This window comes from Rheinheimera mesophila (assembly GCF_000986865.1).
Taxonomy (GTDB): domain Bacteria; phylum Pseudomonadota; class Gammaproteobacteria; order Enterobacterales; family Alteromonadaceae; genus Pararheinheimera; species Pararheinheimera mesophila.
Window position 1 is genome coordinate 49,694 of record NZ_LAVS01000013.1, and the last position, 13,431, is coordinate 63,124.

The following is a 13,431-nucleotide window of genomic DNA, read 5'->3' on the forward strand; positions in this document are numbered from 1 at the left end:
ACTGCAAAAATTGTCATGGCCGAGCCTGCTGGCTCAGGCTGAAGAAGACAGCGCTTAGTAAAGTCAATCAAAGGATATCTAATGACCTATCAGCTTATTACCACTTCATCCGCTTTAGCTGCTTTTTGTGCCCAAGCCGCCAGTGCTGAGGTGTTAGCTGTGGATACAGAGTTTGTCCGGCAAACAACCCTGAGTCCAAAGCTGGGGTTGATCCAGTTATTTGATGGCAAACAACTGGCGCTGGTTGACCCTTTAGTGATTGATGACTGGAGCTCGTTGCAGCAGTTATTTGCTAATCCAGCCGTCTGTAAAGTGGTGCACTCCTGCAATGAGGATTTGGAAGCTTTAGCGACAAAAAACCTGTTGCCTGTCTTGCCATTGATTGATACTCAACTTGCGGCGGAATTGGCTGGCTGGGGCGGCAGTCAGGGTTATGCCAAGTTGGTACAACGTGTTTGTGCTATTGAGCTGGACAAAAGCGAATCCCGCACCGACTGGATAGCAAGACCCTTGTCCGCATTACAGTTAGAGTACGCAGCCAAAGATGTAGAGCATTTGTTGGATGTTTATCAGGCGCTGAAAACTGAACTGGAAGCAAAAGGCCACTACCAACTGTTACTTGCAGAAGGCGAACATTTAATCTTCCGCCGCTGTTTTGCGCTGCCTCTGCCATTTCGCCACCTGGAGCTGAAAAACAGCAATCTGCTCTCTCCCCGTGAACTGGCTATTTTGCGTGAATTGGTGATTTGGCGTCAGGACTACGCCCAGCAGCACGATATGGCGCTGGGCTTTATCTTTAAAGATCATCATTTACTGGACATTGCCAAACGCCGCCCTGGTAGCCTGGAATCTATGTTTAATATCCCGGACTTACCGGGGCGTGAAGTCCGTCGTCATGGCAAGACAGTGCTGGCGTTGATTGAAAAAGCCAAAGCGCTGCCATTGGAGCAGTGTCCGGCACCTTATTACCACACCGATTTGTTCGGCGGGTTTAAAGAGGAGATGCAAAAAATCACCGACGGCATTAAAGCGGCAGCCAAAGCTTCAGGTATTCCTGCGGAATTTATCGCGGTACGGCGTCAAAGTGCGGAGTTTTTTAATTGGTGCTGGCGGGTCAATGATCAGGACAGAGCTCAATTGCCTGTTCCAGAATTTTTAAGAGGCTGGCGCCGAGACATTCTGCTTGAGCATTTACCCTTACCGGCACACATACAGCCTTTGATCTGAATAGAAGGAACTTCCGTATACGGCGCTAATTTTTAACCGGTTTAGTGAATTTTTTCTTCTAAATTGAGCTATTTTTTTCTTAAACTTGCACTGATCGCTGAAAAAAACTTTTTCGTAACCCTTTTGCTACATCAACAATCAAAAGGGTAAAAAGATGATTAAATTGACAATGAAGTCGCTCGCAGTGGGCGCAGCCTTTTTACTGATCGGCTGTAATGATTCTGACAACAACTTACCTGCAGTACCTGAGAAACCCAGTAGTGTATCGGTAAAAGTGGTGCATGCCGTATCGGATGCTCCTGATGTATCCATCAGCCGCAGCAACGGTGTGGTGATACCTAACCTGGCCTTTGGTGCCGTGGCTGACCCACTGGTGGCAAGTCCGGGCAGTTTCGCTCTGGCGGTCGACGCCAAGTTACCGGGCAATACGGTCGCACGTGTGATCCCTGAAACTACTCTGGATCTGGCGGAAGCTACAGATTATGTGGTGTTCGCAGCAGGTAAAGCAGCGGACAGCAGCATTGAACCTATAGTGGTTTCCTTCCCGCAAACCGCAGTCAGCACTGGTAATGTGCGTCTGCGCGTCGTGCATGGTGCTGCGTCTGCTCCGACCGTCGATGTGCATTTAACGGCTCCTACTGCAGAATTATCAGCAGGCACGGTAGCTGCAACTCTTGAATTTACAGATGCGACAGGCGATGTCACTGTGCCTGCAGGCGATTACAGAGTTCGTATTACGCCGGCTGGTAACCTAACAACTGTGGTGTACGATTCTGGCACCGTAGCTTTGACTTCAGGTTCAGACTTAACCATAGCTGCGCTGGATAGCAGATTTGCCGGCGATTCACCTGTCTCTTTGCTGGCTTTGGTGCAAGGCGGTAATACCAGTCTTGAACTGTTGGATCAGGGTTCTGTGTCTGCGGTTCGGGTTGTACACGATGTTTCTGACGCTCCGGCTGTGGACGTACTAGTCAACGATGCTGAAGCCATCAATGCATTATCTTTCCCTGACTTTACCGATTACGCTGAACTTGAACCAGATACGTACAACGTAAAAGTGGCTGCAGATGCAGATAACTCAGTGGTGGTGATTAACGCCGATCTGGAGTTAGAAGCGGGTGCATACTACACAGTTCATGCCGTGGGTTCTTTAACAGAAGACAGCATCGAACCATTGGTGGTGATGGATAGTCCTCGTCGTATTGCTACAGCAGCACAAATTCGTGTGATCCACGGCTCTAGCCTGGCAGGCCCTGTAGATGTGTATCTGACCGCAACTTCTGATATTTCAGCAGCAACTGCCGCACTGAGCAATGTGCCTTTCAAAGCTGATTCAGGTTATGTCCAGGTGCCAGAAGGCGACTATTTTGTCACCGTAACCCCTACCGGCAGCAAAACTGCAGCCATAGGTCCGGTTGCTGTTAGTCTGGACGCCAATAAAATATACACAGCGGTGGCTCGTGACGGTGAAGGTTTAACTGCAGATCTGGGACTGATCCTGTTAGACGACTTTAACGAAGCGCAATAACAAGGCGCGATAAAAAAGGCAGAGTGATTGCACTCTGCCTTTTTTGTTTTTATTGCAAGACTTACTTTTTGTCGTCTGGGAAAGTGACGTTTAATTCCAGCACAGACAATTCATCTGAGCTTTTTTCCAGCGAGACAGAGACCTGATCGTCCGCTATATCGACGTACTTACGGATCACCGCCAGAATATCTCGCTCCAACTGCGGCAAATAATCCGGACTGTTGCGGCGATTACGTTCATGTGCAACGATGATCTGCAACCGCTCTTTGGCTGTCGAAGCGGTATTCTTTTTCGTTGAACGGAAATAATCCAATAACGACATGCGCTTAGCCTCCAAATATACGTTTGAGCAAGCCTTTTTTCTCCACGTTCAGGAAACGGAAAGGCACGTCTTCGCCAAGCAAGCGGGCAACCGTATCTAAATAAGCCTGACCTGCATCGCTCTCTTCATCCAGAATAACCGGAGTACCGGAGTTGGATGCGTTTAACACCGCCTGAGATTCAGGGATCACGCCCAGCAGTTTAATCGCCAGAATTTCACCCACATCTTCCACGCTGAGCATTTCACCTTTGATCACGCGCTCAGGGTTGTAGCGGGTTAACAGCAAGTGTTCTTTAATGCCAGGTAAACCTTGTTCAGCGCGACGCGATTTGCTGCTGAGCATGCCTAAAATCCGGTCTGAATCCCGTACTGATGAGACTTCAGGGTTCGTCACCACTACAGCTTCATCAGCAAAATACAACGCCATCATCGCACCTGATTCTATACCTGCCGGTGAGTCACAGATGATGTAATCAAACTCTTCAGCCAACTCGTTCAGAATACGTTCTACGCCTTCTTTACTCAGGGCATCTTTATCACGGGTTTGTGAGGCTGGCAAAATAAACAGCGTTTCTATGCGTTTATCTTTAATCAGCGCTTGTTTCAGATTGGCTTCGCCATTGATCACATTGACGAAGTCATACACCACACGCCGCTCGCAGCCCATGATTAAATCCAGATTTCTTAAACCTATATCGAAATCGATAATCACGGTTTTGAAACCGCGCATCGCGATACCTGTGCCGATAGCCGCGCTTGACGTAGTTTTGCCTACGCCACCTTTACCTGATGTAACAACAATGATTTTTGCCATCGCAAAATATCCTTAAAGCAAATCTGCTAAAACCAACTTATCGTCCTGCAAACCGATGCAAGCCGACTTACCCCAATATTCGCCTTGCAGACTGTCACTGAGCCAGTAACTTCCGGCTATGGAGATCAGTTCAGCTTCCAGCTTGTGACAAAACACGCGTTTTTGACTATCTCCGGCAGCGCCTGCTATGGCTTTGCCACGCAAGGTACCGTAAATATGTATATTGCCATCGGCAATGACTTCAGCGCCGGCACCTACAGTACCACGGATCACTAAATCTGCACCTTTGGCATAAATTTGTTGGCCAGAGCGAATGTTCTGCTCCACCACTTTAGTTTCCATCACAGGTGCTGCAAGTGCAGCTTCTGTTTTGGTTTCTTTTTCTTTGCTTTCTTTGGCCGGAGTTTTACTTTTACTCAGTTGTAATGACGCCAAACCTGCGGCCTGAGCCTGTTTTTTCAGTTCAGCGGATGCACCACAGACTCCAACCAAGACCAGTTCAAGCTCCTTGAAAACTTCAGCAATAGCTGCGAAATCAGGAGTTTGAGTAACAGACTCGACATTAATCACCACTGGTGCGCGGTAAAAAAAGGCTGGAGCTTGCGCCAATTTTTGTTGCAGCTGGGTTTTTACAGCAGCGGCAGACAGGTCCTGACAATACAACACAGACAGTGGAAACAAACTGCCTTTTAATTCAAAGGAATGATCAGACATAGCTCAAAATGCGCACTTTATTATTTGTTTAATGACGGCAAAAATTCGTGTCAGCCTTTATTTGCTTGGTACGCAAGGCTGGTGCTTCATGTTATAGTTTGCGCCCCTGTTAGGCAAGTTAGTCAGAGTAGTTTTTGTCCTATGTTATGTGTTGTTTATAAAAGTCCAAAGCTGGACCAAACCTATTTGTATGTGCTGCGCCGTGATGACTTTAGCGCTGTACCCGAAGCCTTACTAAAAACCTTTGGCACGCCACAATTGGTGACGCTGATCAATCTGGCGACCAAAAGCAAGTTAGCCCATGCCGATATCAACAAAGTCAAACTACAACTCACAGAACAAGGTTTTTATTTACAATTGCCTCCGCCGCCTGAAGATTTACTGAAGGCACATAAAGAGAGTCTGCAACACAAGGAGTAACAGATGAAGTTGACTCAAATCGCAGTCGTTGTGCTCAGTGGTTTATTGTTATCTTGTACCAACACTGTGTCTGGTCATGCGCAAGCCCAAACACAAAAAGTAAAAACTACCTCTGCTGTGCCAGCTCAGGCCGGACAAAAAGCTCAGACAGCAGCAGCGCCTGTTCAGGCACAAGCCAACAAAGGCAGTTTTGAACAATACACAGCGGCTTTAAAGCAGGAAGCTTTGCAAAAAGGCTATGCCAAAACGCTGGTCGATGAGGTGTTTGCCAGCCTGAAGCATTATAAGTCCGCCGTAGTGGCGGATAAAAAACAGCCTGAATTTACCGAAACCTTAGATACCTATTTACCTAAACGTGTCAGTCAACAACGTGTAACACTGGCTCGTAAGTACTACAAAGAACACCAGCAGGAGTTACAAGCCATAGGCCAGAAATATGGCGTGCAACCACGTTTTATTGTGGCCTTGTGGGGCTTAGAAAGTAGCTTCGGCAAAATTATGGGCAATTATTCAGTGCCTTCTGCGCTGGCTACGCTGGCCTATGATGGTCGCCGTGAAGCGTTTTTTAAATCCGAGTTTTTTCTGGCGCTGGATATTCTGCAACAGGGCCATGTCAGTTTGGCTGAGATGAAAGGTTCATGGGCTGGTGCTATGGGGCAAAGTCAGTTTATGCCCAGTGCTTTTATGTCCTATGCCCAGGATGGAGACGGCGATGGCCAGATCAATATCTGGCAAAGCCGCACTGATGCTTTCGCTTCTATCGCGAATTATTTAAAAACCCGCGGCTGGGACAGTAGTCAAACCTGGGGCAGAGAAGTGAAAGTTCCAGCGAATTTTGACTTTTCGTACGTGATCCCCAAAGGCAGTAAAGACAGAAGCCAATGGTTAGAATGGTGGGCGAAATCTGAGCGCTCTTTAGCGGCCTGGCAGGACCTAGGCGTTCGCACTACCCAAGGCAAAGCACTGCCGCAACGTGATATCAAAGCGGCGATGGTCATGCCGGATGACGAACATGGTCGTGTCTACCTGGCGTACAGCAACTATCAAACGCTGATGCACTGGAACCGCTCTTATTATTTTGTCACCAGTGTCGGTTATTTGGCTGATCTAATAGTGGCTGAGGATAAAACATGAGTTATCAGCATAAAGATATTCAAGGTCAGGCAATCAACCTGACTGCAGGCAAAGTGTTGTGTATAGGTCAGAATTATCAGGACCACATCGCTGAGATGAACAGTAAAACAGCACCGGACGCCTTGTTTTTTATCAAACCCTCCACCGCTTTAGTGGATATACATCAGCCTTTTTCTATCCCGGAGCAGTTAGGGGCAGTGCATAATGAAACTGAGCTGGCTGTGCTTATCAAAGCTCCGCTGAGCAAAGCAGCGCCAGAGCACGTGTTGGATGCGGTTTGGGGTTATGGCCTGGCATTGGATTTAACCTTGCGGGATCAGCAAAAGAAGTTAAAAGAGTTGGGGCGGCCCTGGGAGATTGCCAAAGGCTTTGATGGCGCTTGTCCTGTCTCTGGTTTTATTGCTGCGGCTGAACTTGGGGATGTGCAGCAACTTCAGTTCAGTCTGACGGTCAATCGAGAATTGCGTCAGCAAGGTGACACCCGGATGATGATCCGTTCAGTGACTCAAATCATCAGCGAAATGTCGCAGTTTTTCACTCTGTTGCCGGGGGATATAGTTCTGACCGGCACCCCTGCCGGGGTAGGGCCACTTTATAGCGGCGATCAGTTAGAATTAACTCTGGCTGACAAGCTCCGGATAAAGACGTCAGTGCGCTGACAGAGAGGTTAATGTGTTAATAGCTAAATTCTGGGAAACAAAAAGCCTGGAACAAATGACAACAGAAGAATGGGAAGCCGTTTGTGATGGCTGCGCTAAATGTTGTCTGAACAAATTTATTGATGATGAAGACGAAGAAGCCGAAGGCCCAACCGACTATATCAAGCCTGACGAGCAAATTCATTTTACTAATATCGCCTGTCGTTATCTGGACAGCCACAAATGTGCCTGTACCGTGTATGAACAGCGTACCGTGCTGGTGCCGGATTGTGTCAAGTTGACTCAGGATAACTTAAAAGACATCTTTTTTATGCCCAATAGCTGCAGCTACCGCCGTTTGCATGAAGGTCGTGGCTTACCGTCCTGGCATCCGCTGCTGAATAACGGCAAAAAAAGTCTGATGCATAAAAAACAAATGTCAGTACGTAATAAAACCATTTCCGAAGACATGGTCGATATGGAAAAGTTTGAAGATTATATTGTGACCTGGGCGATAAACGATCTGGACTAGTATCCCCGTCGTTGGTGGAGTTGCCGCTGTATTGACTGCGTGTGCTCGCCCCGGTGACATAGGACGACTATGCTGGTAGGGCTCGGACACTTGCCGTCGCGCTGCAACTTCAATGAGTGAAGGTATGGTTCAGTTGGGCAAGCAAAAATAGCGTTTTTTTGATTTGAGGGTGGTGGTTGTGCAAGAAGCCATGCAGATTTTGCATCAGTTAAAACAGTTAATGACCAGTTTTAGTCCGGCGATAGTGCAGATGGTGATCAGCGCTATCATTATTCTGATTTATATCGTATTAAGTCGTCGGATTGCGCCTTTTTTGTACCGTACTATAGCGGCCAGTGTGCTCAAAGAAGAAATGAACCGCCGTGCTTTGGTGGTGTTCCATATTCTGCTGTTTTTACTGCTGGTCGTGATCCTAAGTGTGGTCTGGGGCATCGACATCAAAGGCTTACTGGTACTGGCGTCCTCCATGATAGCGGTGATTGGGGTGGCATTATTTGCGGCCTGGTCGCTGTTAAGCAATATCACCGCTTTTTTTATCATGTTAGGGCAGCGTAATTTTGCACCAGGGGCAGAAGTGAAAATTATCGATGGTTCCAATCATATTGAAGGCAAAGTGGTTGAGATCAATTTGTTCAGTACAGTGCTGCTGACCAAAAATAATGACCAGGTGGTGTATCCGAATAACCTGATTGTGTCCCGCCCAGTGGTCGTTCAACATCATATCAAAGCCGATAAAAGCAAGACCGCACACAGATGGCGGCGCAGGCACCCTGATCACCGTTAATCCTGTTTGTTTGAACCCAAAGTAATTGATGTTGCAGCGAGGCGACAAGCGATTGAGACCCCAGGAGCATAGTTTAGCTATGTGACTGGGGCGAGAGCGTGAAGTCAACAAAGTTGCAGCTTCAAGTACGAAGGGTTTATTCGGGTAAACGCAGGGCTGCTCTGAACTTATCCACCCACATCGCCGTAGCGCCACACACAGCGACCGGCATAATCAATAAGTTAATCAGCGGTACAAAGCTCAGCAGATACACACTAATGCCAAAAACATAGCTGTGTTTCCATTGCAGTTTTAGTGCCTTGCGCATCGTATCAAAAGGTACTTTGTGATTATCAAACGGATAATCACAGTACTGAATCGCCAGCATCCAACTGCAGAATAAAAACCATAACAACTGGCCTATACCTGGCAGGATAAAAAACAACAACAAAAAGCCAATAGCGCGTGGTAAACAATAGACAAACTTTTGCCATTCACGCCCAAGCATCCGTGGTACATCTTTGAGAAAAGCCGCTACGCCTTGCTCCGGCAACGGCTGACCCGTTAAATGCAGCTCAGTTTTTTCGGCTAGCAAGGCATTAAAGGGCGCGGCGATAAAATTGGCGACCATAGTGAAGGTTAAAGCTAAACCCATCACAATAGAAAACAGTGCCAAAGGCCAGACCAAAAAGCCGACAAAACTCAGCCAGTCGGGTAAGGTGGCTACCACCTGATCTACCCAGCCACCTAACTGACTGAATAAATAACCAAAAGCCAGTGCAAACAGCAGCAGATTAATACTCAGCGGCACCAGTACATAGCGTTTTAAGCCTTTTACCCGAATTAAACTCAGGCCTTTCATCAAATAATGCATAATTTTGTGTCCTCTGAAGGCGAATAGGCCGAGCATATAAGCCATCTGATTGAGTCGCAACATAAAATCCGTAAGCAACTTTTTCAGCGCTATAGGACAAAGCGGCCGTGACAGCAGCACCGCTGTTCTGTTACATTCAGTTTTGTTAACAAAACCTCGGCCTTATTGTTCAGGGACAGATGCGTCTTAAGCAAATTAAATTAGCGGGTTTTAAATCCTTCGTTGATCCGACTCAGGTAGCTTTTCCTGCTGCAATGACCGCTGTAGTGGGCCCAAACGGCTGCGGCAAATCCAACGTTATTGATGCGGTGCGCTGGGTTCTGGGGGAAAGCTCGGCAAAAAACCTGCGGGGTGACGCCATGACGGACGTTATTTTTAACGGTTCGACGCAGCGTAAACCCGTGTCGCAGGCCTCGGTTGAACTGATGTTCGAAAACACCCAAGGCCGGTTGCAAGGCAGTCTGGCCGATCGCAGTGAAATTGCCATAAAAAGGTTAGTGACAAGGGACGGTCAGTCGAATTACTTCCTGAACGGTACCAAGTGTCGTCGCCGCGATATTACCGACATCTTCCTCGGCACAGGCCTGGGACCACGTAGCTATGCCATCATAGAGCAGGGCATGATTTCGCGCCTGATTGAATCCAAGCCTGCCGACTTACGTATTTTTATCGAAGAAGCGGCTGGTATTTCCAAATACAAAGAGCGTCGGCGCGAAACCGAAAACCGGATTAAGCATACCCGCGAAAACCTCGACCGCTTGTCAGATGTACGGGAAGAGCTGGGGAAAAACCTGGATAAACTGAAACGTCAGGCCGCCGCCGCTGCACGTTTTAAAGAACTCAAAGCACAGGAGCGCAAGCTTAAAGCTGAGTTGGCCTGTGTGAAATGGTTACATTTTCATGGTTTGCTGCAAAAAACTGAACTGGATATCCAGCACAAGTTGACTGAGATAGAGCAATTTCAGGCGGCTCAATCCGGTGATCAGTTGCTGGTATTGCAACTCAAGGAGCAGCAACAGGAGCTGCGCGCCGAACAACAGCAACTGCAGCAGCAGTATTATCAGGTTGGCAATCAGATCACCCGTCTGGAGCAGCAGCAACTGCACCAACGTCAGCGCCGTCAAAGCCTGACCGATGAACTGCGTTCACTACAGCTAACCCTGCAAGAAGCAGACTCGTACATGGCGCAGCAGCGTGAGCAACTGGCAGAACTTGAATTCCAGCTTGAACAGGCCGCACCGGATAGCGAACTCAAACAAGAACAGTTTGAAAGCCTGACCGAACAAGCGGAGCACGCTCAGGAACAGTTGCTGCAGGCTCAGGCGGCATTGCAGCAATGGCAGCAACAGTTTTTTGCGCTGCAACAACAGCAGCAACAGAATCAGCTCAAAGCGCAGCACAGCCAACAGCAACAGCAGCAGTTACTCAATCGTATCAGCCAGTTACAGCAAGAATTAGCGCAACTGGATGCCGTGATTGATTCTGCCGCGGCAGAGCCATTATTGGCCAAGCAACGAGACTCACAGCAGCAACTTGAGCTACTGCAACAGCAAAGTGCCGAAGCCGAGCAGCGCTATCAGGAATTACAACAGGCACAGCAGCAACAGAAACAGCAGCAACTGGTGCGGCAAAGCGAGTTAAAGCAACTCACACTGCAGCGTGAGCAACTAAATCATATTCAACAGCAGGTCAATCAACAGCAACAGCAGTTATTAAAACAGCTTCAGATTGAGCCCAAATGGGCCAAAGCTGTTAGTCTGGTGCTGGGCGACCTGCAGCATGCCACGCCGGAGCAGGCTGGCCAACAAAGTGCAGAGCAAAGTTATGTTTCAGCCAGTCAGTGCAGTGCCAGGGCTGGTACTTTAGCTGCGGTGGTCCGTTCGGGCCTGTATCCCGATGTATTTCATCAGGTGCTCTTGGCCGAAACCATAGAGCAGGCTCAAGCCACACAAAAACAGTTGCAAGCTGCACAGTCGGTGATTTGTCCGCAAGGTATCTGGTTTGGCAGTAACTGGCAGTTAGTGCCAGGGCAAGCGGCGTCGGACAATTATTTAACCCGGCAACAGCAGTTACTCGAATTGGCAGAGCAGATCGCACAGCTCGAACAACAAATCGCTGAACAGCAGCAGCATGAAGTACGTTTCGATACCGAACTGCTCGCTGGCAAACAGCAATGGCAGCACTCTGTGCAGCAACTGCAGCAGACGAAAGAGCAATTGCAGCAGATCAATACGGATTTATTACTGTTGCAACAACAGCAGCAACTGCAGCAGCAAAGACGCCTACAGGCATCTTCAGAGTTAACGGCGCAGCAGCAGGATTTTGAGTTATTAAGCCTACAACTTGATGAGCTGGAGCTGCATTCTGCAGCGCTGGACCAGCAGTATCAGGCGCAAAAAGCCAAAGAATGGCAACTACAGCAGCTACAGACACAAAGCCAGCAGCAGTATCAACAACTGAAACAACAGCAAGATGCTGTTCGTCAGCAACTGCAGCAGCTACAGCTAGAACAACAAAGCGCACAAAAGCAGTTAAGTTTTAGCCAGCAAAATTTGCAGCGTAGCCAGCAACAACAGCAGCAATTGCAGCAGCGGTTCCAACTGGTACAGGAGCAACTGGCTGAAGTGTCAGAGCCGGATGCTGAGCAACATGACAGCCTGCAACTGTTGTTGGAACAACGGGCCGAAGTGGAACTTTTAGTGCAGCAAAAAGCCGAAGCCTTGCATCAGTTGGATGACAAGTTGCGTCAGGCCGAACAAGGCCATCAAGGAGTGGCGCATCTGCTGACGCAAAAGCAAAAAGAATTAGCCGATTTGCAGTTGAGTGCCGAAGGCTATAGGGTGCGCGCCAACAATATGCTGGAGCAACTGACCGAGCTGCAGGTCAACTTTAAAGAACTCACAGAAACGCTGCCCGCCGAAGCCAACGAGCAGGACTGGCAGCAGCAACTGGAAAAAACGCAGGACGCAGTGGCGCGGTTAGGTCCAATAAACCTGGCGGCTATTGAGGAATTTGAACAGCAGGACCAGCGTAAACACTATCTGGATGCCCAGCATCAGGATTTAGTGTCCGCATTAGAAACGCTGGAAACGGCGATTCGTAAAATTGACCGGGAAACCCGGCAAAAATTTAAAGAAACCTTTGAGCAGGTCAATGAAGGGCTGCAAACTTTATTTCCAAAAGTCTTCGGTGGCGGTAGCGCCTATCTTGATTTAACCGAAGAAGATCTGTTAGAAACAGGTGTAACTATCATGGCGAGACCGCCGGGGAAAAAAAACAGTACAATTCACTTACTCTCGGGTGGTGAAAAAGCCTTAACCGCTTTATCATTGGTGTTTTCGATTTTTCGATTAAATCCAGCACCTTTTTGTATGTTGGATGAAGTTGATGCACCTTTGGATGATGCAAACGTTGGCAGATTTTGTAATCTGGTGCGGGAAATGTCTGAAACTGTGCAATTTATTTATATCAGTCACAATAAAATTGCCATGGAAATGGCGGCACAATTAATGGGCGTGACTATGCAGGAGCCCGGTGTGTCGAGAGTTGTAGCTGTAGATGTGGAAGATGCCGTGAAAATGGCACAAGCCTAAAAACTAAAAGGTAAAAGAGATGGCTGAGGAATTACGTTTAGTCTTGATTGTTTTGGGTGTGTTGGGTATCAGCGCTTTGGCTTTGCATGGCTGGTGGACAGTCCGGAAAAATAATAAAGACATTGGCAATTATGAGGTTGACGAGACGCCGCCAACCACCAGAGCAGATGGTTTTGATGAGCTGGGCATAGGCCGTAAGCGGGTATTACAACCGGGTGAAAAGCCGCAGCCTAAACCTGCTCCTACGGTGGCACCAAAAGCCAACAAATTACGCGAGCCCGTGAAAGTGCGTCGTGAGCCTGAATTAAACGAACCTTCACTGGATTTGGGCAGCTTTTCAGCCACAGACGAGCCTTACGCTGAAGCGGTAGCCGAAGAGCAACAAGCCGCCTACGAAGCTGAAAAACAGCAAAGTGCCCAGGCGCCAGCGAACGAAGTGTTAATTCTGTACGTCTTGTTGCCGGAAGGCGAAGAAATCAACGGCTCTCTGTTATTGCCTTCGTTGTTGACCTTAGGCTTTAAGTACGGCGATATGAATATTTTCCACCGGTTCCAGGATAACGCCGGTTCAGGCGAGGTGCTGTTTTCGTTGGCCAATATGTTCAACCCAGGCACCTTCGACTTAGAAGAGATGGATAAAATGAATACCCGTGGTTTAAGTTTGTTTATGACCTTGCCAGGGCCGGGCGAAGCCTTACAGAACTTTAATCTGATGCACAGCGCAGCGAAAAAACTGGCTGACGAATTTGGTGGTCAGGTGCTGGATGGCCAGCGCTCTGTGCTGACCGTACAAACAGTGCGGCATTATGTGGAAAAAATCCGTGAATTCCAGCGTCAGCGCCTGATCCACGGTTAATACAAGACAGCGATGA

Annotated in this window: 13 protein-coding genes; 9 read left to right on the forward strand and 4 right to left on the reverse strand. The window is 48.2% G+C overall.

Going from position 1 to position 13,431, the window contains the following annotated elements; genetic code table 11:
• The first annotated feature begins 81 nt into the window (after window positions 1–81).
• Both rnd and SD53_RS07250 read left to right on the forward strand, forming a co-directional pair.
• Window positions 82–1,227 (forward strand): ribonuclease D, encoded by a 1,146-nt coding sequence (gene rnd, locus SD53_RS07245; protein WP_046519566.1) that lies wholly within the window; start codon window positions 82–84, stop codon window positions 1,225–1,227.
• Between the two features lie 154 nt (window positions 1,228–1,381).
• On the forward strand, window positions 1,382–2,755 hold the full coding sequence (locus SD53_RS07250; protein WP_241481769.1) for a DUF4397 domain-containing protein: 1,374 nt from the start codon (window positions 1,382–1,384) through the stop codon (window positions 2,753–2,755).
• A gap of 61 nt (window positions 2,756–2,816) precedes the next feature.
• Here the strand turns inward: SD53_RS07250 and minE are convergent, their stop codons facing one another.
• The 3 genes from minE to minC are packed head-to-tail and all read right to left on the reverse strand — an operon-like array spanning window position 2,817 to window position 4,605.
• Window positions 2,817–3,077: a cell division topological specificity factor MinE gene (gene minE, locus SD53_RS07255; protein WP_008900582.1), complete on the reverse strand. Its 261-nt coding sequence runs from the start codon at window positions 3,075–3,077 to the stop codon at window positions 2,817–2,819.
• A gap of 4 nt (window positions 3,078–3,081) precedes the next feature.
• Window positions 3,082–3,891, reverse strand: coding sequence for a septum site-determining protein MinD (gene minD, locus SD53_RS07260; protein WP_046519567.1), 810 nt, complete (start codon window positions 3,889–3,891; stop codon window positions 3,082–3,084).
• 12 nt (window positions 3,892–3,903) lie between these two features.
• Window positions 3,904–4,605, reverse strand: a complete 702-nt coding sequence (gene minC, locus SD53_RS07265) for a septum site-determining protein MinC (protein ID WP_046519568.1) — start codon at window positions 4,603–4,605, stop codon at window positions 3,904–3,906.
• Between the two features lie 141 nt (window positions 4,606–4,746).
• Between minC and SD53_RS07270 the strand changes: the two genes are divergently transcribed.
• The 5 genes from SD53_RS07270 to SD53_RS07290 all read left to right on the forward strand — a co-directional run bounded on the left by SD53_RS07270 (window position 4,747) and on the right by SD53_RS07290 (window position 8,113).
• Complete coding sequence (locus tag SD53_RS07270; protein ID WP_046519569.1) at window positions 4,747–5,025, forward strand: YcgL domain-containing protein; 279 nt, start codon at window positions 4,747–4,749, stop codon at window positions 5,023–5,025.
• Window positions 5,026–5,028: 3 nt separating this feature from the next.
• On the forward strand, window positions 5,029–6,159 hold the full coding sequence (locus SD53_RS07275; protein ID WP_052749294.1) for a lytic murein transglycosylase: 1,131 nt from the start codon (window positions 5,029–5,031) through the stop codon (window positions 6,157–6,159).
• Entirely contained in the window at window positions 6,156–6,818 is a 663-nt protein-coding gene (locus tag SD53_RS07280) for a fumarylacetoacetate hydrolase family protein (RefSeq protein WP_046519570.1), read from the forward strand. Before SD53_RS07275 ends, SD53_RS07280 begins: the two co-directional genes overlap by 4 nt.
• A 13-nt stretch (window positions 6,819–6,831) precedes the next feature.
• Window positions 6,832–7,329, forward strand: a complete 498-nt coding sequence (locus tag SD53_RS07285) for a YcgN family cysteine cluster protein (protein ID WP_206539909.1) — start codon at window positions 6,832–6,834, stop codon at window positions 7,327–7,329.
• Window positions 7,330–7,507: 178 nt separating this feature from the next.
• On the forward strand, window positions 7,508–8,113 hold the full coding sequence (locus SD53_RS07290; RefSeq protein ID WP_241481770.1) for a mechanosensitive ion channel domain-containing protein: 606 nt from the start codon (window positions 7,508–7,510) through the stop codon (window positions 8,111–8,113).
• Between the two features lie 136 nt (window positions 8,114–8,249).
• Here SD53_RS07290 and cysZ read toward each other — a convergent pair whose 3' ends face one another.
• Window positions 8,250–8,966 carry a sulfate transporter CysZ gene (cysZ, locus tag SD53_RS07295; protein ID WP_046519571.1) on the reverse strand — a complete coding sequence of 239 codons (717 nt, stop codon included), beginning with the start codon at window positions 8,964–8,966 and terminating at the stop codon, window positions 8,250–8,252.
• A gap of 179 nt (window positions 8,967–9,145) precedes the next feature.
• Between cysZ and smc the strand changes: the two genes are divergently transcribed.
• The gene (smc, locus tag SD53_RS07300) at window positions 9,146–12,559 is read left to right on the forward strand and encodes a chromosome segregation protein SMC (RefSeq protein WP_046519572.1); all 3,414 of its coding nucleotides are present in this window, start codon (window positions 9,146–9,148) and stop codon (window positions 12,557–12,559) included.
• A 19-nt stretch (window positions 12,560–12,578) separates the two neighbouring features.
• Window positions 12,579–13,415, forward strand: coding sequence for a cell division protein ZipA (gene zipA, locus SD53_RS07305; protein WP_046519573.1), 837 nt, complete (start codon window positions 12,579–12,581; stop codon window positions 13,413–13,415).
• The last annotated feature ends 16 nt before the right edge of the window (window positions 13,416–13,431 follow it).

Bases quoted from the DNA above. Each gene is read 5' to 3' on its own strand.
- rnd (WP_046519566.1), top strand. From the start codon at position 82: ATGACCTATCAGCTTATTACCACTTCATCCGCTTTAGCTGCTTTTTGT.
- SD53_RS07250 (WP_241481769.1), top strand. From the start codon at position 1,382: ATGATTAAATTGACAATGAAGTCGCTCGCAGTGGGCGCAGCCTTTTTA.
- minE (WP_008900582.1), bottom strand. From the start codon at position 3,077: ATGTCGTTATTGGATTATTTCCGTTCAACGAAAAAGAATACCGCTTCG.
- minD (WP_046519567.1), bottom strand. From the start codon at position 3,891: ATGGCAAAAATCATTGTTGTTACATCAGGTAAAGGTGGCGTAGGCAAA.
- minC (WP_046519568.1), bottom strand. From the start codon at position 4,605: ATGTCTGATCATTCCTTTGAATTAAAAGGCAGTTTGTTTCCACTGTCT.
- SD53_RS07270 (WP_046519569.1), top strand. From the start codon at position 4,747: ATGTTATGTGTTGTTTATAAAAGTCCAAAGCTGGACCAAACCTATTTG.
- SD53_RS07275 (WP_052749294.1), top strand. From the start codon at position 5,029: ATGAAGTTGACTCAAATCGCAGTCGTTGTGCTCAGTGGTTTATTGTTA.
- SD53_RS07280 (WP_046519570.1), top strand. From the start codon at position 6,156: ATGAGTTATCAGCATAAAGATATTCAAGGTCAGGCAATCAACCTGACT.
- cysZ (WP_046519571.1), bottom strand. From the start codon at position 8,966: ATGCATTATTTGATGAAAGGCCTGAGTTTAATTCGGGTAAAAGGCTTA.
- smc (WP_046519572.1), top strand. From the start codon at position 9,146: ATGCGTCTTAAGCAAATTAAATTAGCGGGTTTTAAATCCTTCGTTGAT.
- zipA (WP_046519573.1), top strand. From the start codon at position 12,579: ATGGCTGAGGAATTACGTTTAGTCTTGATTGTTTTGGGTGTGTTGGGT.